General features: G+C 62.2%; 27 protein-coding genes. 14 read left to right on the top strand and 13 right to left on the bottom strand.

Annotated features, from left to right (window positions below; genetic code table 11):
* Nucleotides 1-72: 72 nt before the first annotated feature.
* From H2510_RS03625 to H2510_RS03610, 4 genes are all read left to right on the top strand, one after another.
* Nucleotides 73-552, top strand: a complete 480-nt coding sequence (locus H2510_RS03625) for a DUF4188 domain-containing protein (protein ID WP_222438164.1) — start codon at nt 73-75, stop codon at nt 550-552.
* Nucleotides 553-631: 79 nt separating this feature from the next.
* Nucleotides 632-1,261: a DUF2461 domain-containing protein gene (locus H2510_RS03620; protein ID WP_186626935.1), complete on the top strand. Its 630-nt coding sequence runs from the start codon at nt 632-634 to the stop codon at nt 1,259-1,261.
* A 66-nt stretch (nt 1,262-1,327) separates the two neighbouring features.
* Nucleotides 1,328-1,867: an NTP transferase domain-containing protein gene (locus tag H2510_RS03615; RefSeq protein ID WP_186626934.1), complete on the top strand. Its 540-nt coding sequence runs from the start codon at nt 1,328-1,330 to the stop codon at nt 1,865-1,867.
* A gap of 60 nt (nt 1,868-1,927) precedes the next feature.
* Entirely contained in the window at nt 1,928-2,545 is a 618-nt protein-coding gene (locus tag H2510_RS03610) for a class I SAM-dependent methyltransferase (protein WP_186626933.1), read from the top strand.
* A 66-nt stretch (nt 2,546-2,611) separates the two neighbouring features.
* Here the strand turns inward: H2510_RS03610 and H2510_RS03605 are convergent, their stop codons facing one another.
* Complete coding sequence (locus H2510_RS03605; protein WP_315901203.1) at nt 2,612-3,652, bottom strand: hypothetical protein; 1,041 nt, start codon at nt 3,650-3,652, stop codon at nt 2,612-2,614.
* Between the two features lie 536 nt (nt 3,653-4,188).
* On the opposite strand from H2510_RS03605, the gene H2510_RS03600 reads away from it, so the two are divergent.
* Nucleotides 4,189-5,166 carry a TIGR00341 family protein gene (locus tag H2510_RS03600; protein ID WP_186626931.1) on the top strand — a complete coding sequence of 326 codons (978 nt, stop codon included), beginning with the start codon at nt 4,189-4,191 and terminating at the stop codon, nt 5,164-5,166.
* A gap of 77 nt (nt 5,167-5,243) precedes the next feature.
* Here the strand turns inward: H2510_RS03600 and H2510_RS03595 are convergent, their stop codons facing one another.
* The 6 genes from H2510_RS03595 to H2510_RS03570 all read right to left on the bottom strand — a co-directional run bounded on the left by H2510_RS03595 (nt 5,244) and on the right by H2510_RS03570 (nt 11,302).
* Complete coding sequence (locus H2510_RS03595; protein WP_315901202.1) at nt 5,244-5,948, bottom strand: haloacid dehalogenase type II; 705 nt, start codon at nt 5,946-5,948, stop codon at nt 5,244-5,246.
* The gene (locus tag H2510_RS03590) at nt 5,945-6,373 is read right to left on the bottom strand and encodes a DUF1707 domain-containing protein (RefSeq protein WP_186626930.1); all 429 of its coding nucleotides are present in this window, start codon (nt 6,371-6,373) and stop codon (nt 5,945-5,947) included. The genes H2510_RS03595 and H2510_RS03590 overlap by 4 nt, the downstream gene beginning before the upstream one ends.
* Before the next feature lie 36 nt (nt 6,374-6,409).
* Complete coding sequence (locus H2510_RS03585; protein WP_186626929.1) at nt 6,410-8,203, bottom strand: acetyl/propionyl/methylcrotonyl-CoA carboxylase subunit alpha; 1,794 nt, start codon at nt 8,201-8,203, stop codon at nt 6,410-6,412.
* A 147-nt stretch (nt 8,204-8,350) separates the two neighbouring features.
* On the bottom strand, nt 8,351-9,826 hold the full coding sequence (locus tag H2510_RS03580; RefSeq protein ID WP_186626928.1) for a condensation domain-containing protein: 1,476 nt from the start codon (nt 9,824-9,826) through the stop codon (nt 8,351-8,353).
* A gap of 163 nt (nt 9,827-9,989) precedes the next feature.
* Nucleotides 9,990-10,403, bottom strand: coding sequence for a SufE family protein (locus tag H2510_RS03575; RefSeq protein WP_186626927.1), 414 nt, complete (start codon nt 10,401-10,403; stop codon nt 9,990-9,992).
* Between the two features lie 2 nt (nt 10,404-10,405).
* Nucleotides 10,406-11,302, bottom strand: coding sequence for a sulfurtransferase (locus H2510_RS03570; RefSeq protein ID WP_186626926.1), 897 nt, complete (start codon nt 11,300-11,302; stop codon nt 10,406-10,408).
* Between the two features lie 219 nt (nt 11,303-11,521).
* On the opposite strand from H2510_RS03570, the gene H2510_RS03565 reads away from it, so the two are divergent.
* Nucleotides 11,522-11,968: a flavodoxin domain-containing protein gene (locus H2510_RS03565; RefSeq protein WP_186626925.1), complete on the top strand. Its 447-nt coding sequence runs from the start codon at nt 11,522-11,524 to the stop codon at nt 11,966-11,968.
* Here the strand turns inward: H2510_RS03565 and H2510_RS03560 are convergent.
* From H2510_RS03560 to H2510_RS03550, 3 genes are read right to left on the bottom strand one after another with little or no spacing between them, the layout of a single operon-like run.
* Nucleotides 11,954-12,580 carry a nucleoside triphosphate pyrophosphatase gene (locus H2510_RS03560; RefSeq protein ID WP_186626924.1) on the bottom strand — a complete coding sequence of 209 codons (627 nt, stop codon included), beginning with the start codon at nt 12,578-12,580 and terminating at the stop codon, nt 11,954-11,956. The genes H2510_RS03565 and H2510_RS03560 overlap by 15 nt on opposite strands.
* A 1-nt stretch (nt 12,581) precedes the next feature.
* Nucleotides 12,582-12,875 carry an acyl-CoA carboxylase subunit epsilon gene (locus tag H2510_RS03555; RefSeq protein ID WP_186626923.1) on the bottom strand — a complete coding sequence of 98 codons (294 nt, stop codon included), beginning with the start codon at nt 12,873-12,875 and terminating at the stop codon, nt 12,582-12,584.
* Nucleotides 12,872-14,512 carry an acyl-CoA carboxylase subunit beta gene (locus H2510_RS03550; RefSeq protein WP_084346833.1) on the bottom strand — a complete coding sequence of 547 codons (1,641 nt, stop codon included), beginning with the start codon at nt 14,510-14,512 and terminating at the stop codon, nt 12,872-12,874. Before H2510_RS03550 ends, H2510_RS03555 begins: the two co-directional genes overlap by 4 nt.
* A gap of 127 nt (nt 14,513-14,639) precedes the next feature.
* Between H2510_RS03550 and H2510_RS03545 the strand changes: the two genes are divergently transcribed.
* From H2510_RS03545 to H2510_RS03525, 5 genes are all read left to right on the top strand, one after another.
* Nucleotides 14,640-15,470, top strand: a complete 831-nt coding sequence (locus H2510_RS03545; protein WP_186626922.1) for a biotin--[acetyl-CoA-carboxylase] ligase — start codon at nt 14,640-14,642, stop codon at nt 15,468-15,470.
* 93 nt (nt 15,471-15,563) lie between these two features.
* Complete coding sequence (locus H2510_RS03540) at nt 15,564-16,808, top strand: AI-2E family transporter (RefSeq protein WP_186626921.1); 1,245 nt, start codon at nt 15,564-15,566, stop codon at nt 16,806-16,808.
* Nucleotides 16,809-16,813: 5 nt separating this feature from the next.
* The gene (locus tag H2510_RS03535; RefSeq protein WP_186626920.1) at nt 16,814-17,410 is read left to right on the top strand and encodes a PH domain-containing protein; all 597 of its coding nucleotides are present in this window, start codon (nt 16,814-16,816) and stop codon (nt 17,408-17,410) included.
* Between the two features lie 40 nt (nt 17,411-17,450).
* Nucleotides 17,451-18,131 carry a response regulator transcription factor gene (locus tag H2510_RS03530; protein ID WP_088944389.1) on the top strand — a complete coding sequence of 227 codons (681 nt, stop codon included), beginning with the start codon at nt 17,451-17,453 and terminating at the stop codon, nt 18,129-18,131.
* A gap of 3 nt (nt 18,132-18,134) precedes the next feature.
* Entirely contained in the window at nt 18,135-19,460 is a 1,326-nt protein-coding gene (locus H2510_RS03525; RefSeq protein WP_136169453.1) for a HAMP domain-containing sensor histidine kinase, read from the top strand.
* Between the two features lie 15 nt (nt 19,461-19,475).
* On the opposite strand, the gene H2510_RS03520 is transcribed toward H2510_RS03525, so the two are convergent.
* Nucleotides 19,476-20,039, bottom strand: coding sequence for a GtrA family protein (locus H2510_RS03520; RefSeq protein ID WP_186626919.1), 564 nt, complete (start codon nt 20,037-20,039; stop codon nt 19,476-19,478).
* A 162-nt stretch (nt 20,040-20,201) separates the two neighbouring features.
* Here H2510_RS03520 and H2510_RS03515 point away from each other — a divergent pair, with 162 nt between their 5' ends.
* The 3 genes from H2510_RS03515 to H2510_RS03505 are packed head-to-tail and all read left to right on the top strand — an operon-like array spanning nt 20,202 to nt 22,371.
* A complete protein-coding gene (locus tag H2510_RS03515; RefSeq protein ID WP_186626918.1) occupies nt 20,202-21,470 on the top strand; it encodes a 5-(carboxyamino)imidazole ribonucleotide synthase in 1,269 nt (422 codons plus the stop codon).
* Nucleotides 21,467-21,976, top strand: a complete 510-nt coding sequence (purE, locus tag H2510_RS03510; RefSeq protein ID WP_084346841.1) for a 5-(carboxyamino)imidazole ribonucleotide mutase — start codon at nt 21,467-21,469, stop codon at nt 21,974-21,976. Before H2510_RS03515 ends, purE begins: the two co-directional genes overlap by 4 nt.
* On the top strand, nt 21,976-22,371 hold the full coding sequence (locus H2510_RS03505) for a hypothetical protein (RefSeq protein WP_186626917.1): 396 nt from the start codon (nt 21,976-21,978) through the stop codon (nt 22,369-22,371). Before purE ends, H2510_RS03505 begins: the two co-directional genes overlap by 1 nt.
* Here H2510_RS03505 and H2510_RS03500 read toward each other — a convergent pair.
* Together H2510_RS03500 and H2510_RS03495 are read right to left on the bottom strand one after the other, a co-directional pair.
* Nucleotides 22,368-23,075: a TIGR03089 family protein gene (locus H2510_RS03500; protein WP_186626916.1), complete on the bottom strand. Its 708-nt coding sequence runs from the start codon at nt 23,073-23,075 to the stop codon at nt 22,368-22,370. The genes H2510_RS03505 and H2510_RS03500 overlap by 4 nt on opposite strands.
* Nucleotides 23,076-23,095: 20 nt before the next feature.
* Complete coding sequence (locus H2510_RS03495) at nt 23,096-24,577, bottom strand: LCP family protein (RefSeq protein WP_186627160.1); 1,482 nt, start codon at nt 24,575-24,577, stop codon at nt 23,096-23,098.
* Between the last annotated feature and the right edge of the window lie 95 nt (nt 24,578-24,672).

Below are 24,672 nucleotides of genomic sequence, written 5' to 3'. Positions count from 1 at the left end.
GCACTATCCATTGTAGATAGAGGAACTATCCGAACCGTGATCGCACACGGAATGAGCGAAGGGAACGCGCCCATGGACCATCGAATACAGACCGGGCGATACACCGCACGAATAGACGGCGACTTCGTCGTCTTCCTCATCGGGATCCGTATCAACAAGATATGGAAGATTCACAAGTGGATCGGCCCTTTTCTGGCGATGCCTCGCATGCTGCGAGAGCTGAAACTGCACCCCGACAAAGGACTGCTGGGTGCCCGGATATCGATGGGTGGACGCACTGTGACCGTGGTGCAGTACTGGCGCAGCTTCGATCAGCTCGAAGCGTTCGCAAAGAACCCGAACGATCCTCACCTACCGGCATGGAAGGCATTCAACCGGCGAGTCGGCGCCAGTGGCGACGTCGGGGTTTACCACGAGACCTACCGTATCGGCATCGGCCGACACGAGTCGATCTACTCGAACATGCCCGTCATGGGATTGGCTGAAGCCGGCAGCTCGGTCGTAGTGGGTAAACACAGCGACACCGCGCGAGCCCGCATCACCGCCGAATGAACCGATTTTCGATGCCGCGAGGCGGCTCTGGCTCGGTTCGCGGCAGAGCTGCGTCAGCTTTCCTCCTAGGATGACGAATATGGCTTTCACCGGTATTCCTTTTGCTGCGCTGGACTTCTACGAGGACCTCGAAGCGGACAACAGCAAGACGTGGTGGGCTGCTCATAAATCCGTCTACGACGAGTCGGTCAAAGCGCCCATGACCGCGTTGCTCGCAGAGCTGGAAGCGGAGTTCGGTGAAGGGAAAGTATTCCGCCCGTATCGAGACGTCCGATTCTCCAAGGACAAGACGCCGTACAAGACGCATCAAGGCGGGTTCGTCGCGAGCGGGGAAAGCCTCGGCTTCTACGTACAGATCGATCCAGCCGGGCTCTTCGTCGCAGGCGGATTCTATGGTTCGACCACCGACGGCATTGCCCGCTATCGAGAAGCGGTGGACAACGACGTGCGTGGGGTAGAACTGGAAAAATTGGTGACGACCTTGACCGCGGCCGGGTTCGAGATCGGTGGAGACCAGCTGAAAACCAAGCCGCGTGGATACGAGCTCGACCATCCTCGAATCGGCCTGCTCAGACACAAATCCTTGACGGCGTCGAAACACTTCGGATCACCGGACTGGCTCGAGACGTCCGCCGCGATGGTGCACGTGCGCGATACCTGGCGTGAACTCGTACCCCTGGTCGAGTGGGCGAGAGCGGTGATGGGCTAGTCGAGTAGGCGAGGCAGATGCACGATTACCGCGCAGCGGACATCGAAACTTCCGAAGGAGAAACTGTTGACGGGCGATGCGATCGGGGTGCTGTTGGCCGCAGGTGCCGGCACCCGCTACGGATCACCGAAAGTGCTCGCTGACGAAGGCCGGTGGCTCGACATCGCCGTGCGCGCCCTGCTCGAAGGTGGATGCGAGAAGACGATCGTGGTACTCGGCGCCGCAGACAGCGCGATACCGGACGGGGCGATCGCTGTGCACGCTCACGACTGGTCCGTCGGGATGAGTGCCTCGCTGAAGGCTGGACTGTCCGCGGCCGAGGGCTTCTCGTACGCGGTCGTCCATGTCGTCGACACTCCCGATGTGGGTCCCGAGGTTGTACGCGCGGTGCTTGATACGGCCCGAAAATCGCCGTCGCATCTGGCTCGCGCGGTATTCGGCGGCACTCCCGGACACCCCGTGGTGTTCGGGAGTGAGCATTGGGACGAAGTGATTGCCACCTCGAGTGGCGACGCGGGTGCACGGGCGTTTCTACGCAGTAGATTCGACGTCGTCACCGTCGAATGTTCGGACTGGGCGACGGGCATCGATCACGACTACCGCTAGGGGAGAGTCGTGATCGAATTCTATTGCGAGAGGGGTGCTATGGACATCGACCATGTGGATATGACAAGAACTGCCTACGATGCGGTCGCGCACAGCTATGTCGAGCTACTTCGAGATGAACTCTCACACAAGCCACTCGATCGGCGATTGTTGGACACGTTTGCGGACATGGTGATTGCCGGTGGAGGCACGCGTGTTCTCGACGCCGGGTGTGGACCCGGTCGGGTTTCGGAGTACCTCCACGGCCACGGGCTTACTACTGTCGGGATCGATGTGTCTCCGACGATGATCGACATCGCCCGAAGAGGCTATCCTGCATTGCAATTCGACGTCGGTTCGATACTCGATCTGAACCTCGCAGGCGGAAGCCTCGAGGGGGTAGTCGCATGGTATTCGATAATTCATACCCCACCGAAGCTCCTGACCGTGGTCTTCACCGAGTTCTGGCGGGTCCTTGCCCCGGGCGGATTGCTTCTACTCTCGTTCCAGGTCGGAGACGAGCGAGTACGGATCGAGCAGGCTTACGGTCATGCCGTCGCGTACGACGTCTACCGTCTATCTCCTGAGGAAATCTCGGATCAATTGTCCAAGAATGGATTTCAGGTGGAGGTTCGGGTAGTCCGTGCGCCGACAGGATCCGAGCTTCAACCGCAGGCATACATTATTGCGCGCAAGTAGAAGCGAACGAGGGCCGATCGACGCCGGGTGAAGAGTTCCCGCCCGCGAACGGGCGGGAAGCTCAGATCAGCTCTTGTATCGCAGGATCGCCGCGATCTGTGCGCCGTCGGGCATATCTTCGCTTCGAACGGCGGTCACCGTCGCGCCGGACAGCAAAGCGCGCCGGGTTATCTCGTCCACCACGCCATAGACCTGTGCGTCGTCGGAGTCCGTGAAGTGCACGTCACCGGTACCTGGATCGACGGTACCCGGGACGATGCTCTCGATGTCGACCATTACCGTGCTGATCGCGCCGTACGTGGCAGCCTTCGCGACGTCCGCGACATCGGTCAATCCGCGGCCCTGCGACTTGCGCTCGTCGAAGAGTCGACGCAGGTCGAACAGTTGGTCGCGGTAGTGATTGTCCAGCACGGTGCGGGCAGCGTCGGCCAAAGCGCCGTCGCTGAGCGCCTGCGGATTGCCTTCGATGCCCTGTGGCAGCAGCCCCGGGTAGGTAGTGGTGCCGCGGTAGATCGAAGCGATGGGGTCGGCTGCAGCGAGGATCAAAGGAATGCCGCGACCGATCAAAGTGGTGCGCAGAGCCTGGTCGACGATGCGGGTGAATTGCCGAATACGGGTCATACGACTGTCCGGGTTGTGGGGCCTTCCACCGGGGCCGTAACCGCTGCGCTCGGGCTTGCCGAGCTCGGACTCGAGGTCCGTCGGCAGACCGGGCACACTCACCTCCGCAGGCGGTTGGTCGGCGGAGACGTCGACCAACCGCACGCCACCCTCGGCCAATGCCAGGACGAACGCAGTCTGCGGAAACGATGTGGTGCGGAGCATGGGCTTGAGGTAAAAGCGGTCGCCGGCGAATGTCACGGCCGTAAGGCGGTTGGGCAAGCGATAACTACGGATGCGTTCGGTCGTTGCGTGAACGACAAGGGTGCGCGATTGGTATCGCCAGAATTCCGACCATTCGGTGAGCGCCTCGAATGACTGCTCGATAGTTGCTCGCTCGTCGGAGTCTTCGATCTGCGCTAGTGCCGAGCGCACCTGACCGGCAAATTCACGCTGCACGCGATCATGATCTCGTACCGTGTCTGCGGTCGGTGTGTAGATCGACACGCAAGTTCTTCCCTCGGTGGAAGCTAGGTCGATGATCTCTGCCTGGCTTGGTATGTCTGTGTGTAGCATCTTTAGCCCTTCTCTTGGAGAGAACTGACCGCCGGAAAGCTGTGGCCATCCCAACCGATGCGCAGATGCGTGTTCGCGAACTACGTGCAGTAGGTGGGGCTGTGTACCGGCTTGTCCTTCGTGAGTGTCCCACATTCGGTCTCGAACTGGGGCTTTGTGACTACGTCGGAACGAAAATATGACCAGCAGGTCAAGATGCTCTCGTTGAGCTCTGCGACCCAGAACAAGAGTGGGACTCCACTTTCGGTGCGGCAGAAATCGGCCACCGGCGTTGGGTGTTCGCCCCGCACGAAGGAACCCGATCGTGCGGGGTGGATCTCGACGCGCAGTAATCGGACGCGCGCCCCGACCGGTTCTCCGTCACCGAGCAGGCAGGTTCGGTGTGCTCGGTTTTAAGTACGCACTCGCTGAAAGCGGGCTACCGTGTAAGCGCGATCGCTGGCTTCCGTTTTTCGAAAGGCTGGGAGATGCTTGCATTTTTGGTCCCGGACAGTCAGCGTCGAAGTCTCGAGGAACTCGACGATCGGTTGGATCTCGCGGTCGGAGACAGTGGTGCAAAGCGGTCGGCATTCTGGATCATGCTCACCCTTTCCGGAATCATCGCAGTCGCGGGTGTGGTTGCAGACTCGACGGCCACCGTCATCGGGGCGATGATCGTAGCTCCATTGTCGACACCAATTCTCGGTGCGGGCCTCGGGATTGCCACCGGTCGTGGAGCACTCGTGTTCAGGAGTGCGGTACATGTGCTGTTGGGGCTCCTGTTGGTCGTGGCGTTCGGATACCTGTTCGCGCAGGTTCTGCTCAACCCGACCAACGTGTTGACCAACTCTCAGGTTCTCGGACGGACCTCCCCGACATTGGCCGACCTCATGGCTGCGATTGCCACGGGCTTTGCCGGATCCATTGCCATTACTCGTCGTGACGTCGGTGATGTGCTTCCCGGCGTGGCTATCGCAATCTCGCTGGTTCCGCCACTTGCCGTCGTCGGTGTCTGCCTCGGATCCGGGGCACCCTCGCTTGCGCTCGGTGCTCTGGTGTTGTTCGCCTCGAACGTGGTTGCCATGGTGATCACCTCCACCCTGGTGCTGGTTGTCGCCGGCTACGCCAGAGAAAGCCGCACCACGGAGTCGCCGCGACATGGTCGCGTATTTCTTCTGTTGGCATCAGCGCTCGTCGTCGTGGCCATTCCCATGGTGATCAATTCTCTTACCTCACTCTGGGTGCGTCAGATTCACGACGCGGCAGAGCAATGGCTCGCATCCGTTCCGGATGCTCAGGTCGGATCCGTCACCTGGCAGGCCGACACCGCGGTGATCGAAGTACTGGGCCCTCAGGATCTTCCGCCGATCGGCGAACTCGAAAAATCGATCGACGCCCTGGTGCCGTGGAATCCGCAGATCGTCGTCGTCCATGCGGTCGGTAGCCGTATCGAGGCAGTGCAATAGGCCGAAGCGCTGTGAGGAATGGTCGACATCAAGTAGTGAGCAGCATTTCGGCAATCTGATAGATACCGCGATGCATCTCAGCAGTGAAGGGCCGTAGCCAATTCGGTGATCGAGTGCACGCTGTACGTCCAGTCCGACTGCGGAACAACGTCTTCCGTCTGCGAGGGCCCGTATTCCCGCGGTCGAGAAACGAAAGCTGTTCGAAATCCGCAGTCTCTGGCTGCCATCAGATCACTGTTGTGAGCCGCGACCATCATGCACTGCTCGGGACGTAGGCCGAGGATGTCAGCGGTGCGGAGGTACGCGTCGGGCAACGGCTTGTACGCGCGCGCCGGCTCCGCACCGAGGATTACATCCCAGGGAAGGCCGGCGTTCTTGGCCATGTCCAACAGAAGCGAAATGTTCCCGTTGGACAGCGGTGCAACGACGAACGTGGACTTCAGGCGGCCGATGCCCGCTACCGAATCCGGCCACGGGTCCAAGCGGTGCCACGCGAGATTCAGAGCGAGAATCGAGGGTTCGGGAATTCGAACTCCGAACTCGGAGAGTACTATTCGAAGACTCTCCAGGTGCAGTACATCGAGTCTGGTGAAGGGGCGCGCGCCGGACCGCACCTGTTCCATAGCCGGCTGGTAGAGACTGCGCCACCGATCAGCGAAAGCGAGTGAATCTACCTGAGCCGCTGTGACCGCGGCGACCTCGCGAGAAATGCTCGTACGCCAATCCACCACGGTGCCGAACACATCGAACAACAGTGTTCTCGGGGGATCGATCGCAGTCACCGATCGCGCCGCCTGGACCGATTTCCACCGGTGACGATTGCACCGACAAGTGGGATGAGCAGGAAGAACAACCAACTATGGGAGACGGGGACGACGAAGAACAGGATCAGCGCGACGATCGGGGTCACTGCCATCGCTGTCTTGCGCCAGTCCCACCCGTCGGCGCCGTCGTGCTCGTCCGTGTTTGCGGGAGGAGCCGACTTCCTCAGGTCCAACGGAGTCGAGGCGGTCGGACTCAGGGATGGCGAAGGAAGGTCGGTGAACAGCGAGTCCAGCTGCCCTCGTGTGTTGGCGGACGCAACCACGGCGCTCCGCTCGTCGAATTCGGGAAGGGTGAGCCGCCCATCGCTGAAATGCTGGCTCAGAGCGGAAAGGGCCTGTTCACGCTCGGCCGTACCAACACGAACGTCCGGGTTGTCTGCCATGAGTACAGACTAACCCGGACGTCGGTATGGATCGTGTTACTTCAGTTCGGCGAGCACCGTGCCCTGAGTGATGGCCGATCCCGGCTGCACGGACAGGCCGGTGACGATCCCTGCCTTGTGGGCGTTGACCGGGTTTTCCATCTTCATCGCCTCGAGGACAGCGATGAGATCGCCCTCGGCGACTTCCTGACCCTCTTCGACGGCAACCTTGACGACAGTGCCCTGCATCGGAGCGGTGACGGCATCGCCGGATGCTGCGCCTGCGTTCGAGCCACCGCGCTTACGAGCCTTCGGCTTACGACGGATCGCACCGTCGGTTGCGGCGCCGCCGCCGCCGAGTGAGAACTGGCCGGGGAGCGAGACCTCGACGCGACGGCCACCGACCTCCAGCACGACGGACTGGCGGGGGAGTACCTCGTCCTCGTCGAGAGGTTCACCGGCGGTGAACGGTTCGACCTGGTTGTCCCACTCGGTCTCGATCCAGCGGGTGTGGACGTCGAACTTCGTGCCGTCGCCGATGAAGGCGGGATCGGAGACCACGGCAGCGTGGAACGGGATGACCGTTGCCAGGCCCTCGACCTTGAACTCGGCCAGCGCGCGACGTGAGCGTGCGAGGGCTTCTTCGCGGGTGGCACCGGTGACGATGAGCTTGGCGAGCATGGAGTCGAACTGGCCGCCGATCACGGAGCCGGATTCGACACCGGAGTCGACGCGTACGCCGGGACCCGAGGGAGCGACGAAGGTGGTGACCGGTCCGGGAGCAGGCAGGAAGCCGCGGCCTGCATCTTCACCATTGATGCGAAACTCGAACGAGTGTCCGCGCGGCGTGGGGTCTTCGGTGATGGAGAGTTCTTCTCCGTTGGCGATGCGGAACTGCTGCAGTACCAGGTCGATGCCCGAGGTCTCCTCGGTGACGGGATGCTCGACCTGCAGGCGGGTGTTGACCTCGAGGAACGAGACGAGTCCGTCCTGGCCCACGAGATATTCGACGGTGCCTGCGCCGTAGTAGCCGGCTTCGCGGCAGATTGCTTTCGCGGAGGAATGGATTTCGGCGCGCTGGGCGTCGGTGAGGAACGGCGCAGGCGCTTCTTCGACGAGCTTCTGGAAACGGCGCTGCAGACTGCAGTCGCGGGTGCCGGCGACGACGACGTTGCCGTGCTGGTCGGCGATGACCTGTGCCTCGACGTGGCGCGGCTTGTCCAGGTAGCGCTCGACGAAGCACTCACCGCGACCGAACGCGGAGATCGCTTCGCGGGTGGCCGAATCGAACAGCTCTGGAATCTCTTCGCGGGTGCGGGCAACCTTCATGCCGCGTCCGCCGCCACCGAAGGCTGCCTTGATGGCGATCGGTAGACCGTGTTCGTCGACGAAGGCGAGGATTTCGTTTGCGTCTTTGACCGGCTCGGAAGTGCCGGGCACCGAAGGCGCTTTGGCGCGGGCGGCGATGTGGCGGGCCGTGACCTTGTCGCCGAGATCGCGAATCGACTGCGGGGACGGTCCGATCCAGATCAACCCGGCGTCGATAACGGCCTGGGCGAATTCGGCGTTTTCGGACAGGAATCCGTAGCCGGGGTGAATGGCGTCGGCGCCGGACTTCTTGGCGGCGTCGAGGATCTTGTCGATCACCAGGTACGACTCGGCAGATGTCTGTCCACCGAGAGCGAAGGCTTCATCGGCAAGGCGCACGAACGGGGCATCGGCGTCAGGTTCGGCGTATACCGCGACACTGGTCAGGCCGGCATCCGCTGCTGCTCGTATCACCCGAACTGCAATCTCGCCGCGATTGGCGACAAGCACCTTGGTGATATGCGCGCTGGCGTGGCTGGGCACTGAGCCTCCTGTGGTTTCAAGTGTTCCGTGCGCGGCGTTTTTCCGCCGCTCGGTTACGGGCGTCTATTCGGAGTGTAAGCACAGTCGCCGACACATCCGAAACTGGATGGTGGTTACAGGGAACAGACCCAAAAAAGCCGGAGGTCCCTACTGATTGGTAGGTGTCGGAGAGAACGATGCGCTGTTCAATGCCGGGCCGCTGCTCACCATAGAGGTCAGCGACGCCGTTCCTGTGTCGACCACCTCGTCGAGAATTCGCCGCAGTACGCCGATGTAGCGGTGAACGTGTGCGGTTGCGATGTCGTTATTGGGGTAGCGCGCCGAGATGTTCACCCCGCGCGGTGTTCGGTTGATCCAGATGTAGACGTCGTGGTCGTACTGCTTGCTGCGCAATGCCCGGGCGTTCCAGTCGTCCCACCGCTCGGCCATCGGCGCAAAACGCACATCCATGAACGACACCACGAAGCGCGGCTTCGCAGAGGCACCCAGCGCGCGGAAGACTCGGTCGAGTGGGACCCGGGCTACCGGTTTGGTTGCCGTGACCTGCTGAGTGGCCCGCGCAACGATCGCGCCGAACGATTCCGCATCCGCGATATCGAACGAGAGCGGGCACAACCCGACGAACCACCCGAGTGACGACGCCCAGTGCGGTTGATCCCGAGTGTGTACCGGTGTGATGGTCCGGAACTCGGTCCGGCCGGTCAGCTCCGCCCCGGCCATTGCCAACGCGGCCAGCAGTCCGGCGAACATACTGTTTCCGGTCTTGCGGCACGCGACAGAAAAGGAATCGGCCCGTTCGGCGTCGAGGATCCAATCGGTCAGCCCGCCCTGGGGTGTGTCACCGCTGCTCGGGGCACCGATTTCGAGAGGGAAGGCGGGTAGCTGACCGTCGCCGGCGTCGAGGAAGCGGCGCCAGGTCACCACGGCATCGTGAGTGTGCTCGAGTTCGGCGTGCATCCGGCGCTCGGACACCCCGAAGTCCAAGTAACTACCAGCCTCGAACAGCGCGGCGGCTGTGCCGTCGACGGCCTGGGTGTACAACGCGGATATCTCGTGGGCAACCAGAACAGTGGACAGGCCGTCGATGATGGAGTGATCGGCGGCGAAGAAGACAGTCACCTTTCCGGTGTCCCGCGTTTCCAGTGGCTCTACTGTCACGAACGCATATGCGGGCCAGGCGAGAGGGGAGGTGTATTCGTCGAACAAGTACTGCAGATGGTCCAACACCTCGCTGGAGAGCTCACAGCGCTCCTGCTCGACCTGCCAGACTTCGACGGTGCCTTCAGCGGCGGTGACTCGGCTCAGCTCCCCGCCGTCGACATCGATGGCTGCGTGTGAACGCATCGACTCGTGGCGATCGATCCACGCGAGCACGGCACGTCGGAACGCAGGCTTGTCGAGCGGGCCTTCGATATCGAACGCCGCGCCCAACCAACTCTCCCGACCCTGGCGGGGACTGTCCAAACTGTCGCGCAGGTGCGCCTCGTGCACATACGACGTGGGGCGGTCGTCCGGCTGCCAGCCGGCCAGGACCGGAGTGCTCGCGTGGGGTCCGACGCTGGGAATCCACTCCGTGATGGTGCCTGCGGGTATGGCGTAGTCCGCCAACTCGGTGAACTCCATTCGACAGCAACCAACTCTCACGCGGGATGAACAAACAACCACGGTGAGCGCAACCAGACCTGCCGAATCGCGCACACCGTGTCCGACAACGAGTGTACCGACCCGCAAGTGTATCGATCAAGACGACCTCGACCAGCGGATCGAGGTCGTCTCTACTCGAGCTTCATCTCACATGTCGCTTGATGCGCGAGAGCATCGCCGACATTCCGCGCAGTCGCAGAGGACTCACGGCATCTCCGAGACCGAGCGCAAGGTAGAAGTCATCCGGCACAGCGAGAATGTCCTGCGCCGAATGTCCGTCGAGACCCTGGTGAAGTATCGAGGCGAAACCTCTCGTCGTCGGTGCTTCCGGCGGCGCACTGAAATACAGCTTGACCGCATCTCGATCCGCGCTGTCCACGGACAGGAACAGCGGTGACTGGCATTCGGGCACCGGCTCCATGGCTGCCTGTTCCAAATGCTCGGGCAACCCGGGAAGCTCACGGCTGAACTCGAGGAGCAGTTGAAGCTTGTCCTGGCCCTCGACGGCCGCGAAATCCTCGACGATCTCGGAGAGCGACTCCGGCAACTCGGCCATGATCAGGCCTTCACGGGTGCGGAGCCAGGCTCCTCGCCGCGTGCAATCGGTACCCGAACTGCGTTACCCCACTCGGTCCACGAACCGTCGTAGTTCCGAACCGATTCGTGACCGAGAAGATGAGTCAACACGAACCAGGTGTGGCTCGATCGCTCGCCTATCCGGCAGTACGCGATCACCTTCTCACTAGCGAGGTAGTCGGCGTAGATCTCCTCGAGCTCTGCCTTGGTACGGAAGCGACCGTCGGGGGCCGCAGCCTTGGCCCAGGGGATGCTGACCGCGGTAGGTATGTGACCGCCGCGCAGTGCCCCTTCCTCCGGATAGTCGGGCATGTGGGTACGTTCTCCGGTATACTCCGCCGGTGAACGCACGTCGATGAGCGGAATCGTGCCCAGGCTCGTGAGGACGTCCGCAGCGAATGCTCGTATCGGTGCGTCGTTTCGCTCCACCACCGGGTATTCCGTCACCGGATACTCGGGGACGTCGAGGGTTGTTTCGCGGTTCTCGGCCAGCCATGCGTCTCGGCCACCGTCGAGCAGCCGGACATCCTGGTGTCCGAACAAGGTGAATACCCACAGTGCGTAGGCGGCCCACCAGTTGCTCTTGTCGCCGTAGATCACGATGGTGTCGTCGCGAGAGATGCCCTTGCGGCCGAGCAGTGCCGCGAACTGATCTCCATCGATGTAGTCCCGTGTGATCGGGTCGTTGAGATCGACATGCCAATCGATCTTTACCGCACCCGGAATGTGGCCGACGTCGTAGAGGAGCACATCCTCATCCGATTCGACGACCCTGAGGCCGGGAGTGCCGAGATGTGCGGACAGCCATTGAGTGGACACCAGTCGATCTGGGTGCGCATAGTCGGAAAACGTGGGCGTGGGGTCTGCTGCTACGGGCACTTCTTCTTCGCTCCTAGGAGTGATCGAATCGATCTGACTCTGTCGATCCTAGGCGCTCGGTGAGTCGAGGGAGCTGCGCTCGGAGTGCAGAGCCGCCCGTGGACACCCGTCGTGCCCGCGGAGGGCAGGTGGGATCAGACCCCCACTGCTGGTGAGGCTATTCTCACTTACCGATTCTTTCGGTGGCCTGCAAGGAAAGTTTCGAGAAGGGGAGTGGACATGGCAGTAGTCGTATTGTTCGGTTCGGAGACCGGTACAGCCGAGGAGGTTGCGGACAAGATCGCCGAGGTGATGACCGATCATGACGTCGACGTGCGTGACATGCTCGAATATGAGGTATCCGATATCGATACCGACGACTTTCACGTCATCATCTGCTCCACCTACGGCGAAGGCGAACTGCCGACGGGAGCAGGCCCCTTCTACGACGCGCTAGTTGAGGACGGCCCCAATCTTTCCGGGCTCAGATTTGCCATGTTCGGACTGGGCGACCGCGTGTACGAGGACACGTTCAACCGCGGCGGCGAGATCATCGCCGACAAGCTGGTGGAACTAGGCGCTCAACAGGTCGGCGAGCATGCCCGGCACGACAGCTCCTCGAACGTCAAGCCCAAGGTGCAGGCTGCCGAGTGGGCCCGCGACATCACAGCTCTATTGGTTCCCTGAATCGGCCCACAGCTCGGACAACGACGTGCCGACATCGGCCAGAAGTCGACGGACGAGCGGTAGACCGATCCCGATGACGCTGGACGGATCCCCCTCGATGCGGTCGACGAACCAGCCACCGAGGCCGTCCAGCGTGAAGGCGCCGGCCACCGACAACGGCTCTCCCGACGCGAGATAAGCCTCGAGGTCGGCGCTCGACGGTTCACTGAAATGGATCTTCGTCGAACTACACCCGGCCGCGACCGCGACCGATCTCCCGTCCACGACTCGAACGACAGCGTGGCCGGTCAGAAGATCACCTGATCTTCCTGCCATCGCAGCCCACCTACGTCGTGCCACCTCGACGCTGTGAGGTTTGCCCTGTAGCTCGTCGCCGATCGACAACATCGAATCGCACCCGACCACCACTGCGTCGTCGAACTCGGCGAGTACTGCCTCCGCCTTGGCGAGTGCCAAGGCTACGACCACATCCTCGGGTACCGGATCGAGTCCGAGCGCTGCGGTGAGCGCGTCCTCGTCCACCCCGGACACCCGCACGACTGGGTCGATCCCCGCCTTGCGGAGAACTTCGAGCCGTGCAGGCGACGCCGAGGCGAGAACCAAACGAGGCACTCTAGTAACGCTGCGAGGCGCCGTACGAGTACGGCGAATACGGCGCGAACGTCCGATGCTTCGAGGCATGAGAACCCCACAGCTCCGGTGGACGTGAGTCAACGGTCGAGGCAGTCGAACCCGCCGCCGCGGTGAGGACCACGACAAGTGCCGCGATGTCCTGGTCCGAAGGATTTCCCTTCACCACTCGGATCACATCGTGGACCTTGGAGGCCGCCGACGCGTCGTCCAAACCTGCAGACTCGATCAGATTCGTAGCTTCGGTGATGTCCGATTCCTTTGCCGGTGCGCTCACAGTGGAATGTTCCCGTGCTTCTTGGGCGGCAACGTCACCATTTTTCGCTCGAGAAGTCGCAACGCAGCGACAATTTGTCCACGCGTATGACTCGGCGGAATGACAGCGTCGAGGTAGCCGCGCTCGGCCGCAATGTACGGGTTGACGAGCGTGTCCTCGTACTCCTGCTGCAACTTCAACCGCAATGCGTCGACGTCCTCGCCGTTTTTCGCAGCCTCGAGGAGTTGCTTGCGGTAGACGAATCCGACGGCACCGGATGCACCCATGACAGCGATCTGGGCGGTCGGCCATGCGAGGTTGACGTCGGCACCCATGTGTTTGGAGCCCATGACGTCGTACGCGCCACCGTAGGCCTTGCGGGTGATGACGGTGATCTTGCCGACCGTCGCCTCACCGTAGGCGTAGAGCAACTTCGCGCCGCGACGAATGATGCCGTTGAATTCCTGTTCGGTTCCGGGCAGGAAGCCAGGAACGTCGACGAGGGTGATGATCGGGACGTTGAAGCAGTCGCAGGTTCGTACGAAGCGAGCTGCTTTCTCGGAGGCGTCGATGTCGAGAGTGCCCGCGAACTGGGTGGGCTGGTTTGCCACGATGCCCACCGAGCGACCGTCGACGCGTCCGAAGCCGACGATGATATTGCGCGCGCGGCCTTCCTGGACTTCGAGGAACTCGTCGTCATCGAGGATCCGACGGATGACCTCGTGCATGTCGTACGGGGTGTTCGGGGAATCCGGGATCAAGGTGTCCAGTTCGAGGTCCTCTGCAGTGAGGCTTTCCTCGATGCCACCGACGATCGGATCCGACGGCGCCAGGCGGGGCGCGTCGGCGCGGTTGTTGCTCGGTAGGTACGACAGCAGATCGCGGACGTAGTCCAACGCGTCCTGCTCGCCGGACGCGACGTAGTGCGCGACACCGGACTTCTCCATGTGGGTGTGCGCGCCACCGAGTTCTTCCATGGTGACGTTCTCGCCGGTGACGGTCTTGATGACATCGGGGCCGGTGACGAACATCTGCGAGGTGCCGTCGACCATGACGACGAAATCGGTCAGTGCGGGGGAGTAGACGTGTCCGCCGGCAGCAGGCCCCATGATGAGCGAGATCTGCGGGATGACTCCGGATGCCTGGACGTTGCGGTGGAAGATTTCGCCGTAGAGGCCCAGGGAGACGACGCCCTCCTGGATGCGAGCGCCGGCGCCTTCGTTGATGCCGACCAGCGGACGGCCGGTCTTGATCGCAAGATCCATGACCTTGACGATTTTCTCGCCGTAGATCTCACCGAGGGAACCGCCGAAGACGGTGGCATCCTGGGAGAAGACGCAGATGTCGCGCCCGTCGATGGTGCCGTAGCCGGTGACTACTCCATCGCCGAAGGGGCGGTTGTCGGCCATTCCGAAGTTGACGGACCGGTGACGAGCGAGCGCGTCCAGTTCGACGAACGAACCTTCGTCGAGTAGCGCGGTGATGCGCTCCCGGGCGGTCAGCTTGCCTTTCGCGTGCACCTTCTCCACTGCAGCTTCACCACTGGGGAGCATCGCGGCTTCCCGGCGACTTCTGAGATCAGCGAGTTTTCCCGCTGTGGTGTGGATATCGGGCTTGGCGGCCGAACCCTGTGCAGTTGCGTCCTGAACACTGGTCATGGGGGATCACTTTAACCACGACTGTGATGAGTGTCCCGACCGAGGTGCGACAAGCACAGTCGGCAAACAAGCCTACTGGCCGGTACATCGACGAGGCACGTTCGGTAGGGCCATATGCTCATGGGTCATGTGGACCAATCTCGACCGCCCCCCGCTCGATGTCGCGGCTCTTCGTCGAGCTCTTGTCGATGGGCCGCAAGCGTCCTGGTCGAGGCTCGACGTGGTCGAGCAAACGGGTTCGACCAACGCCGACCTCATTGCGCGCGCCGACGGGCTCGCCGATCGCACCGCGCTTGTAGCCGAGCACCAGGACAGCGGGCGTGGCCGTCATTCACGACCGTTCTCCGGCGCGCCTCGATCACAGATCCTCTTGTCGGTGCTGATGAAATTTCCAGGAATCGATCCGGCCGTCCTCGGATGGCTACCGCTCCTGACCGGAGTCGCCGTAGTCGACGCGCTGCGAACGGTGGCGGCTGTCGACGCTGCCCTGAAATGGCCGAACGACGTCTTGATCGAGGGGCGAAAGGTCGCTGGCATTCTCGCCGAAGTTGCTACCTACGGTCCGCATCCGGTCGTGGTGGTCGGAATCGGGCTGAACGTATCGATGACGACTGAGGAACTACCTGTCCCGACGGCCACATCGCTGGTGCTCGAGAATGCGGTCGTGGCCGATCGTGACACCATTCTGCGCGCAATCTTGCGTGGAATCGGTGCCGAGGTCGATTCCTGGAAGAACTCCGGTTGGAACACCGAGCATCTCGCTCAGCGATATCGCGAGCGGTGCGACACGGTGGGGCGGAGAGTTCGCGTCGAGATGCCTGGGGATCGAGTGTTGGTGGGGGAGGCGACCGACGTCGATGTTCACGGCCGCATCGTCGTTCGTGACGATGAGTCCGGGCAATCGGTCGCGGTAGCGGCCGGGGATGTCACTCACCTACGCGCGGTGGATCCAGAGTAATCGGTGAAGCCACATCATCCGTGACGGATGATGTGGCTTCGGCAGATGCGATGGGATCGTTCTGAGCAGATTATCGGCTGCGGAGGGGCACTCATGGAACCGCGACATGCATCGGATGCGACGCCATCGAGTGTGTCGGAGGCATGGTCGCTCCCACGCGGGGTGATCGTGTTGCTGGGGCTTGCCTCACTCGTCGTCTGCGTCGCCGGAACGCGTGCGTTCTCCGGCGTGGTGGGGCCGACGTTTCTTGCCTTGATGCTGACCGTTGCGGTACATCCATTTCCAGAGTGGCTGCGACGCAGGGGATTTGCCGCGTGGATCGCAACGATAATCGCGATTGTTCTCGTGTACTCCATCCTTCTCGTGTTGGTATTGGCACTCGTCGTATCGACTGCCCGACTCGCGACGCTGTTGCCGACCTACGCCGATGAATTCGACAGTCTGGTCGATAGTGTTCGAACTCTTTTGTCGAACAACGGAATTGGGCAAGATCAGATTCAAAGTTTGATGTCGAAAATCGACGCAGGCACGGTGTTCGGGGTGATCGACAGTCTTCTCGTGGACGTGCTGGGTATTTTCTCCAACTTGCTTTTCGTCCTCGTGCTGCTGTTGTTCATGGCGGTCGACGGCAGTTCGTTCACCACGCGGATATCGACATTGGTCGGTACCCGGCCCGATATCGCGGGCGCATTCGTGTCCTTCTCTACGGGCACTCGTACTTATCTGATCGTCTCGACGATCTTCGGCTTGATCGTTGCCGTCATCGACGCAGGTGCACTGTGGGCGATGGGTATCCCACTTCCAGTGTTGTGGGGGCTCTTGTCGTTCATCACGAATTACATTCCCAACATCGGATTCGTTCTCGGACTGATCCCGCCGGCTCTGTTGGCACTGTTGCAGGGCGGGCCCACTCTGATGATTGCGGTGATCGTCGTCTACAGCGTCGTCAACGTCGTTATCCAGTCGATCATTCAGCCGAAGTTCGTCGGTGACGCCGTGGGACTGTCGGTCACTCTGACGTTTCTCTCGCTCGTGTTCTGGTCCTGGGTTCTCGGTCCGCTCGGAGCAGTCCTCGCCATTCCGTTGACTCTGATGGCCAAAGCGTTGTTGGTGGACATCGATCCGGCAACCAGGTGGGCGGACATTCTGATGTCCGGTGGTGACGGCCGGGCCACCGATGCAGCACCGGACCCCGCCGATCTCGAGGCCGCTGATCCTGAGGCCGCTGATTCCGACACTGAGGAAGATGTCGGTGGCGCCGCCGATTCGGATGGTGATGAGGACGCAGCTCTCGTGGCAGGATCGCCTCGTACGAATAGGGATCCGGCCGAGGAGTGAGTCGCATGGGGTATCCGGAAGATGCGTTGGCAGACGAGGAAGAACTGCTGCTGCATCATCACCCGCATTGGAAGATGCTGGTGCTGCCTGCGTTGACATTCATCCTCGTCACCGCTGTCGCAGGTTTCATGATCGGCCTGTTCTCGGTAAAGCTCGACGGTTCGAGTGCCACCGTCGCATCGATTGTCACTGCAGTTCTGTGGGCGATCGTCGTCGCCTGGCGGTGCATTGCCCCCCTCATCGGCTGGAAATGCACGCACTTCATCGTCACCGACCGCCGAGTGCTCATCCGGCAGGGTGTCATCACCCACTCGGGAATCGATATCCCGATGGGCCGTATTTCCAATGTCCAGTTTCGGCACGGACTGATCGATCGCATGCTCGGTACCGGAACCCTCATCATTGCTTCGGCGTCGGACGACCCGTTGGAGTTCGACGACATTCCACGCGTCCAGCGGGTTCACTCGCTTCTCTACCAGCAGGTATTCGACGCGCTGGAGATTCGCCGGGACGACCGTCCACGGTTCGACGACGGAGAAGTCTCGTACGAGGAGTCCTCGGACTCGGCGAAAAGAGGATGGCGCGCGGGGAAACGCTGGTAATCGAAGCGTTCTCACAGAAACGAACCGTAGGGTTGCGCGGGTGACCGAAGTGCTGCTTGCAGAAGACGACGAAGCTATTGCTGCCCCCCTCTCGCGAGCGCTCGGGCGTGAGGGGTACACGGTGACGGTCGAGCAGACCGGTCCAGCTGCCCTCCAGCGTGCCCTCGACGGGAACTATGACCTGCTGATTCTCGACCTCGGTCTGCCGGGGATGGACGGCCTCGAAGTCTGTCGGCAGGTCCGCGCCAACAGCTCCGAACTTGCCGTTTTGATGTTGACGGCGCGGACGGACGAGGTGGACTTCGTGGTCGGGCTCGACGCCGGCGCCGACGACTACGTAGGTAAGCCGTTTCGACTCGCCGAACTCATGGCCCGTGTGAGGGCCTTGCTTCGGCGGCGCGGTCCCGGTGAGGACACCCCGATCGAGGTCGGCGGGATCAGGCTCGAGCCTGCAGCCAGGCGAGTGATGGTGAACGGAACCGAAATCGCATTGGCGAACAAGGAATACGAGCTGCTCAAAGTGCTCCTCGACCATGCTGGGCAAGTCGTCTCCCGCGAGACGATTCTCCGGGAAGTATGGGGCGATGCGGAACTCCGCGGCTCCAAGACACTCGACATGCACATGTCGTGGCTGCGCCGGAAGATCGGTGACGAGGGATCGGTTGCCGAGCGCCGCATCGCCACCGTGCGCGGAGTCGGGTTCCGGATCAACAGCGACTGATCGATGCGCCGTCGCATACTGCAATCCATCCTGGCAGTCGTCCTGCTGACCGCACTACTGCTCGGTCTGCCCCTTGTGTACACCGCCTGGCTATGGGTGGAAGATTTCACTCGCGACGACCTTCAACGTCGACTCGATCGGATGGCATCGGAAATCCTGTCGCAAGAAGGGGACCGAGGCATCGTGGAAGGTGTCCTGGACATCGGCTCGCTCAGGTTGGCCGTTCCAGAAGGTGGACGCCTCGTCGTGGTGTTTCCGACACCACAGGATGCCGCGTCGAGGGTGGACATCGGTGAGAGCTTCGTGCCGGCCCCGTTGGTGGAATCGCTGTCGTTGGGAACTGCAGGATCGCTACGGCTCGAAGTGCCGTCGCACGATATGCGAACCTTGCAGAAACAAGCTGTCGGTGCAGTAGCCCTCGTGGTGTTGGCATCGATTCTCATCGGAACCGCAGTGGCCGTGTTGACCGCCAATCGTCTGGCCGATCCGCTGCGCGACGTCGCACGACGGGCGCAGCGACTCGCCGAAGGAGACTTTCGTCCCGATCCACGACGGCACGGAATTGCCGAGCTGGACCGGGTCTCGGAAGTCCTCGACTCGGCGACGGTCGAGATCGCGGGCAGACTGCAACGCGAGCATGCGCTGGTCGCCGACGTATCGCACCAGCTGCGCAGTCGGCTGACGGCCGTCCGGCTTCGGCTCGACGAACTATCGACGCATCCAGATCCCGATGTAGTCGCCGAAGCCGATGAAGCGATGGCACAGGTGGACCGCTTGACCCTCGCGATCGACGAGTTGGTGCGCTCGTCCCGTAGCGACGGGGCAGCAGGCGCCGAGGATGTAGCTGTCGTCGCGGAACTCAGCGGAGTCATCGGGGAGTGGCAGCGAAACTTCGAGGATGCCGGCCGAACACTGGAACTCGAAGGTGGACCGGGACTCAAGGCATCTGTGACGGGTTCGAGATTGCGCGAGGCAGTCGCGGTCCTGGTGGACAACGCACTCTCGCACGGCGGCGGGAAATGCACCGTGGCAGTGCGGCTGATTCCTGCACTGGACACGGCCGAGCGGCGGCGCGAGCCGCTGGTGTGTATCGAGGTCTCGGACGAGGGCAGCGGCGTCAGCAACGAGTTGGCCCCGCATATCTTCGATCGCGGGTTCTCCGGCGCCGGATCGACCGGCGTGGGTCTCGCTCTCGCACGAGCACTCGTCGAGGCGGACGGTGGAAGGTTGGAATTGCAGCGACGCAAGCCAGCTATGTTCTCGGTGTTCCTGCCTGCGTCACGCGAAGAAGCCAGTGCCCCGTCTCCACGGGCGCGAGAGCCACGCTGAGCGCACCGGAGTAGGTCAGCTGTGGCCGAGTTGCTCCTCGGCAGCTTCCGCGGGCGTCGGATCGTAATCGGTCGATCCCGCCGCAGCGCCTCGCGCATTCTCGTCGGGGAACGCGAACTTTCGTAGCGCCCAGAACCGGAATGCCATCTGTAGAAGATTGCCGATGATGTAGTTCAGGATGAAGTCGAGAATCAACACCATCGTCAGGCTGTTGTGGCCTTCGCGGATGTCGAACAAGTTGTTCGCCACCCACAGTGGGGCAGCCGCCAGAATGACACCGACCCCGCTGATCGTGAAGAACAACAAAGCCTCGTGGTGGCGCTCGCGGCCACCACGATTCTTGAAGGCCCACTCTCGGTTCAGGACGTAGCTCAAAATGGTGGCCATCACGCCCGAGATGATCTTCGCGACGACAGGCTTGGGCTCGAGGATGGTCAGACTCAGCGAATAGAAGATCACCAGGTCGAACACCATCGTGGTCCCACCGACGATTGCAAATTTGATCAGCTCGGTGTGACGAATCGCCAGCACCCGTAGCGGACCGGGGAGGCGATGAATCAAACTGTCGATCGAGGGCACAACGAAGGAGTCTACGAAACGAGGTGCCCAATCGGCTAACCGGCGCGCAGATCATCAGCGATTTCTCAGTGAATTAATGGGACTTCTCAATAAAGAAATTGGACATGACGCTCGAATTCATTCCTGGCTAGAGGGGTCTGCTGGCTGTGGAAACTTCCCCGCATGACACGATATGAAGCCGTGACAGGTCTATCTCCGCGCCCCACCACCCCCCGTAGTTCGTCCACCGGAATGCCGGTAGTGGCGATGATCGGCGGAGGCCAGTTGGCGCGAATGACGCATCAGGCCGCAATTGCGCTCGGCCAAACCCTACGAGTCCTATCCGCAGGCGCCGATGAGCCGGCCGCCCAGGTCAGCGCCGATGTCGTACTCGGACACCACGATGACCTGAACGCCCTCCGCACGGTCGCCACAGGATCCAACGTCGTCACGTTCGACCACGAGCAGGTACCGACCGAACATCTCGAAGTCCTCGTCGAGGAAGGCGTCAACGTACAGCCACCGCCGTCGGCGCTCATCTACGCACAGGACAAGTTGAAGATGCGTCGGAAACTGGGTGAGCTCGGGATTCCGATCCCGAAATTCGCCGAGGTCACCTGGGTGGGAGATGTCACAGCTTTCGGAGACGCCCACGGGTGGCCGGTGGTAGTCAAATCCATCCGTGGTGGATATGACGGACGCGGTGTGTGGATGCCGAAGGATGCCGACGAGGCAGAGAGCATCGTGGCGCGTCAACTCGATCTCGGTGTCGCACTGATGGTCGAGGAGAAGGTCGAACTGCGGCGCGAGCTTTCCGCCATGGTCGGTCGGTCCCCGTTCGGACAGGGCGCGGCGTGGCCCGTAGTCGAAACGGTTCAGCGCGACGGGCAATGCGCGGTGGTCATTGCACCGGCAGGCTCGCTCGACGACGATGTGGCGATCGACGCCGAAAGAATGGCGTTGGGGCTTGCTGCCGAGCTGGGAGTCGTCGGCGCAATGGCAGTCGAGCTGTTCGAGACGGTCGACGGCGCCATCCTCGTCAACGAACTCGCGATGCGCCCACACAACTCCGGGCATTGGAGCATGGACGGATGCCGAACTTCGCAGTTCGAGCAGCATGTTCGTGCGGTACTCGACTACCCACTGGGTGATACGACGCCGTTGGCGCCGGTCACGGTCATGGCCAACATTCTCGGAGCACCGCAGGCGCCGACGATGACGATGGACGAACGGCTTCATCACCTCTTCGCGCGGATGCCGGACGCCAAGGTGCACCTCTATGGCAAGAGCGAGCGCGAAGCCCGCAAGATCGGCCATGTCAACGTACTCGGAGCACCGAACGGGCAAGCATCGGACAAGGCGTACGTGGCCGCTGTCCGGGAGAAGGCAGAACGCGCGGCACACTGGATGTCGCACGCAGAATGGACCGACGGATGGGACCCGCACCAATGACCGAACAACTGGGCCCTCAGGTCGGCCTCATCATGGGGAGCGACTCCGACTGGCCGACGATGGAGGCCGCAGCGGACGCATTGGCCGAATTCGGGATTCGCTTCGAGGTCGGTGTCGTCTCGGCGCACCGCACACCCAAGCGCATGCTCGACTATGCGACGAGCGCGGCCGAGCGGGGGCTCAGCGTGATCATCGCCGGAGCCGGTGGAGCAGCTCATCTGCCAGGTATGGTCGCTTCGGCTACGCCGCTGCCGGTCATCGGTGTACCTGTTCCCTTGAAGTACTTGGACGGTATGGATTCACTGCTGTCGATCGTGCAGATGCCCGCTGGGATACCGGTTGCCACGGTGTCGATCGGTGGCGCCCGCAACGCGGGACTCCTCGCGGCCCGCATTCTGGGCGCCTCGGACCCCGAGCTGCGGTCGCGAATCGAGAAGTTCCAACAAGACCTCGAGGCAATGGTGCTCGACAAGGATGCGGCGCTGCGCGCCAAACTCCTCGGGTAATGCGTTTCGCGCCGGTGTCCGCATTGTCGATCCAGCGGCCGGACACTCGCACTCGGGGGCGCGCGGTATCCGTCGTCACCTACCTTGCGCTCGTCTACGCGACGTTGTGGCGGGCCGAGATCGCCTTCGATGACGAGCATCGGCTTTTCGTCTGTCGGGGAATGCGCGCAGGGTTCGGTCGCGGAGGCACGACCATCGGTGCCGCTTACCTCACCCGCGCCAACATCTCGCGCAGTGTTCTGCGCCATGAGGCGGTGCACGCAGATCAGTGGGCTCGATACGGGCCACTGTTCGCGGTTCGCTATCTGGTGGAGGAACTACGGAATCCGGGCGCGAGGAATCGTTTCGAGATCGAAGCAGGCCTCGACGACGGTGGATACGCGAGCAGGTCTTAACCGAGTGTCTTGGTGACCTTTTCGGTAGTGGTGCGGCGGTCGGTCTTCGTCGGGTCCGGGTTGTTCACTTGCACGAGCGAGCTGCCTGAAACCAAAACCGACAACAGTCCATCGATCAATTCCTCGGTCGTACCCCACGGCAACGACGAGAGCACGCGGTCTCCGGTCTGCAACGAATGTGCCTGAGCGCGGGTGCGTGCCTCCGCCAAAACTTCCTCGACCGATCGTCCGTCGAGAGCAGCGCCAGCGCCAGTCGGCCGAAATTGGTCTCCGTGCACGCGTACCGAGGTGGCGTAGTCGGTCACTCCGATAGGAAGATCGGGAACCGGTTTGCCGAACGCGTCGAGCGAGAGGGCAAGTATTTCGGGTATGTCGCCGGCCTCGTCGATTCGAGAACCGTGCACGAGTGCGAGCTCTGACGTGTCGTCTGCGGTGAGGACGACCTCTGCACCTGCCCACCACGCACCGAGCAGGACGGCCGCGCTCTGCCAGTGAGCGGGTAGGAGAACACTGACCTTGGCACCAGGTGCGAGGCCGAACTCGTCGCACAACAGGTTAGCGGTCTTCGCAGCCCAATTGGCGAGCGTGATCGTCGATACCTCGACCCGTTCACCCGTCTCGTCGTCGTAATACGTCACCCGTGGACCGGCGGGGTCGGTCGCGAGTATTGGATCGAGCAGTTCCTGCGTCAACGTTGAGGCCACAGGCGCAACCCTAGCGGAGCTCAGTTGACGCAGGCAGGGCCCGCCGAGCCTGCGTCGATCGGCGGCGCAGGCGATTCGCCTGCACTGCTCGCGAGCGTTTCCTCGGTGGTCGGGGATGAGGTGGTCGGGGATGTGGTGCTGCCGTCTGCCCCGGGGCCGGAGTAGTCCGAGGCCAGTACCACCCGAACGGTGTCGCGCGGCAGTGTGTCGTCGGAGGCCACTTCGAGCCCGCCGAGAGCAGTTGCCACCGATCTCGCTGCATCACTGTCCGGATCTGCCGCTTGAATCGTCGTGGTGGAGACCGAGGATCCCTCGTAGTTTCCGACCGAGCCGCTCGTGTAGCCGAGCGATCCGAGCGACGCTGCCACACCGTTGGCGAGACCGTCGATTCCGCTGTCGTTGGCAACATCTACCGTCACCGACGACGGATCGACGGTGGGAGCGTCGGTCGTCGGTGCAGAGTCCTGCTCGTCGGCAGATCCGTCGAGAAGCCCCTCGACGTAGGTCTTCACTGCATCGGGATCGACCTCGACAATCGATTCGCCGTAGTCGGTCACACCGTTGATGTCGACGGCGGGGATGGTTTCGAATTTGACCTTACCGCCGGCCAGATCCTGCAAGCGGGTCGCGAATTGTATTATGTCCCAATCGGAATCGAGAACAACCGAACGTTGGACCGCGGAGCTGAGCTGACTCAACTTGCTGGGGTTGCTCAATGTTTTCGCACTCAGCACACTCCGCACGAGTGATGCCATGAATACCTGCTGACGCACGATTCGGTCGAGGTCGCCCCGCGGAAGGTCGTGTCGCTGCCGGACGAAACTCAACGCGTCCGCACCGGACAGTGTCTGCTCCCCGCCGGGAAAGTTCGCTCCGGACAGCGGCTCGTCCACAGGGGCATTGAGGCATACGTTCACGCCACCGACAGCATCGGTCAGCAGTACGAAACCGAGCAGACCCACCTCGGCGTAGTGATCCACGGTGACCCCCGTCAGATCGGCCACCGACTCGATGAGCGCCTCGCGTCCGGCTTCGGTCGACTGTGAGTCCGCGTCCTTATCGGAGACACCCTGTTCGACGAGTTCGAGGCGCTTGTTCTCCTTCGTTGCGCCGTACGCCGCGTTGATCTTGGACTTTCCAATTCCCGGAACCTCGACGTACGCATCCCGGGGTATCGAGATCGCGGTCGCCGAAGAACCGTCGTTCGGTACGCGAATGAGCACGATCGTGTCGGTGTTCGATGCCACCTCGTCACCGGCGCGCAGTGAATCGAGCTCGCTTTGCGTCAGTGCGTTGCCGTGCGCGTCGGTGCGGCTGTCGGTGCCGACCATCAGGATGTCCACGGCGCCATCGGAGCCACCACCCAGACCGAGGCGCCCTGCAGTAGCGATGTTCGAGCGAAGGTCGTCGACGCTTCGCCAAGCGAAACCTGTCACGACCAGCACGAGAACGGACATGGCCGCGATCACCATCCGAGGTACGCCTGGCCTCTCGGTCGGCATTCCGCCTGCAGGTTTGCCGACAGCACTGTCGTCCTCGCTGGGGCGGTCGCTGGAGTACGGCGGCCGAGTGCGCCCCCGAGCAGGGCGTTGCCCAG

This window comes from Rhodococcus sp. BP22 (genome assembly GCF_014281965.1).
Lineage (GTDB): Bacteria > Actinomycetota > Actinomycetes > Mycobacteriales > Mycobacteriaceae > Rhodococcoides.
This window is presented reverse-complemented; position numbering and strand designations above follow the sequence as displayed.

What these genes read in the sequence shown, in the direction of transcription:
- H2510_RS03625 (WP_222438164.1), top strand. Translation starts at nt 73, where the DNA reads ATGGACCATCGAATACAGACCGGGCGATACACCGCACGAATAGACGGC.
- H2510_RS03620 (WP_186626935.1), top strand. Translation starts at nt 632, where the DNA reads ATGGCTTTCACCGGTATTCCTTTTGCTGCGCTGGACTTCTACGAGGAC.
- H2510_RS03610 (WP_186626933.1), top strand. Translation starts at nt 1,928, where the DNA reads ATGACAAGAACTGCCTACGATGCGGTCGCGCACAGCTATGTCGAGCTA.
- H2510_RS03600 (WP_186626931.1), top strand. Translation starts at nt 4,189, where the DNA reads ATGCTTGCATTTTTGGTCCCGGACAGTCAGCGTCGAAGTCTCGAGGAA.
- H2510_RS03590 (WP_186626930.1), bottom strand. Translation starts at nt 6,373, where the DNA reads ATGGCAGACAACCCGGACGTTCGTGTTGGTACGGCCGAGCGTGAACAG.
- H2510_RS03580 (WP_186626928.1), bottom strand. Translation starts at nt 9,826, where the DNA reads ATGGAGTTCACCGAGTTGGCGGACTACGCCATACCCGCAGGCACCATC.
- H2510_RS03575 (WP_186626927.1), bottom strand. Translation starts at nt 10,403, where the DNA reads ATGGCCGAGTTGCCGGAGTCGCTCTCCGAGATCGTCGAGGATTTCGCG.
- H2510_RS03565 (WP_186626925.1), top strand. Translation starts at nt 11,522, where the DNA reads ATGGCAGTAGTCGTATTGTTCGGTTCGGAGACCGGTACAGCCGAGGAG.
- H2510_RS03550 (WP_084346833.1), bottom strand. Translation starts at nt 14,512, where the DNA reads ATGACCAGTGTTCAGGACGCAACTGCACAGGGTTCGGCCGCCAAGCCC.
- H2510_RS03545 (WP_186626922.1), top strand. Translation starts at nt 14,640, where the DNA reads ATGTGGACCAATCTCGACCGCCCCCCGCTCGATGTCGCGGCTCTTCGT.
- H2510_RS03540 (WP_186626921.1), top strand. Translation starts at nt 15,564, where the DNA reads ATGGAACCGCGACATGCATCGGATGCGACGCCATCGAGTGTGTCGGAG.
- H2510_RS03535 (WP_186626920.1), top strand. Translation starts at nt 16,814, where the DNA reads ATGGGGTATCCGGAAGATGCGTTGGCAGACGAGGAAGAACTGCTGCTG.
- H2510_RS03525 (WP_136169453.1), top strand. Translation starts at nt 18,135, where the DNA reads ATGCGCCGTCGCATACTGCAATCCATCCTGGCAGTCGTCCTGCTGACC.
- H2510_RS03515 (WP_186626918.1), top strand. Translation starts at nt 20,202, where the DNA reads ATGACACGATATGAAGCCGTGACAGGTCTATCTCCGCGCCCCACCACC.
- purE (WP_084346841.1), top strand. Translation starts at nt 21,467, where the DNA reads ATGACCGAACAACTGGGCCCTCAGGTCGGCCTCATCATGGGGAGCGAC.
- H2510_RS03505 (WP_186626917.1), top strand. Translation starts at nt 21,976, where the DNA reads ATGCGTTTCGCGCCGGTGTCCGCATTGTCGATCCAGCGGCCGGACACT.
- H2510_RS03495 (WP_186627160.1), bottom strand. Translation starts at nt 24,577, where the DNA reads ATGCCGACCGAGAGGCCAGGCGTACCTCGGATGGTGATCGCGGCCATG.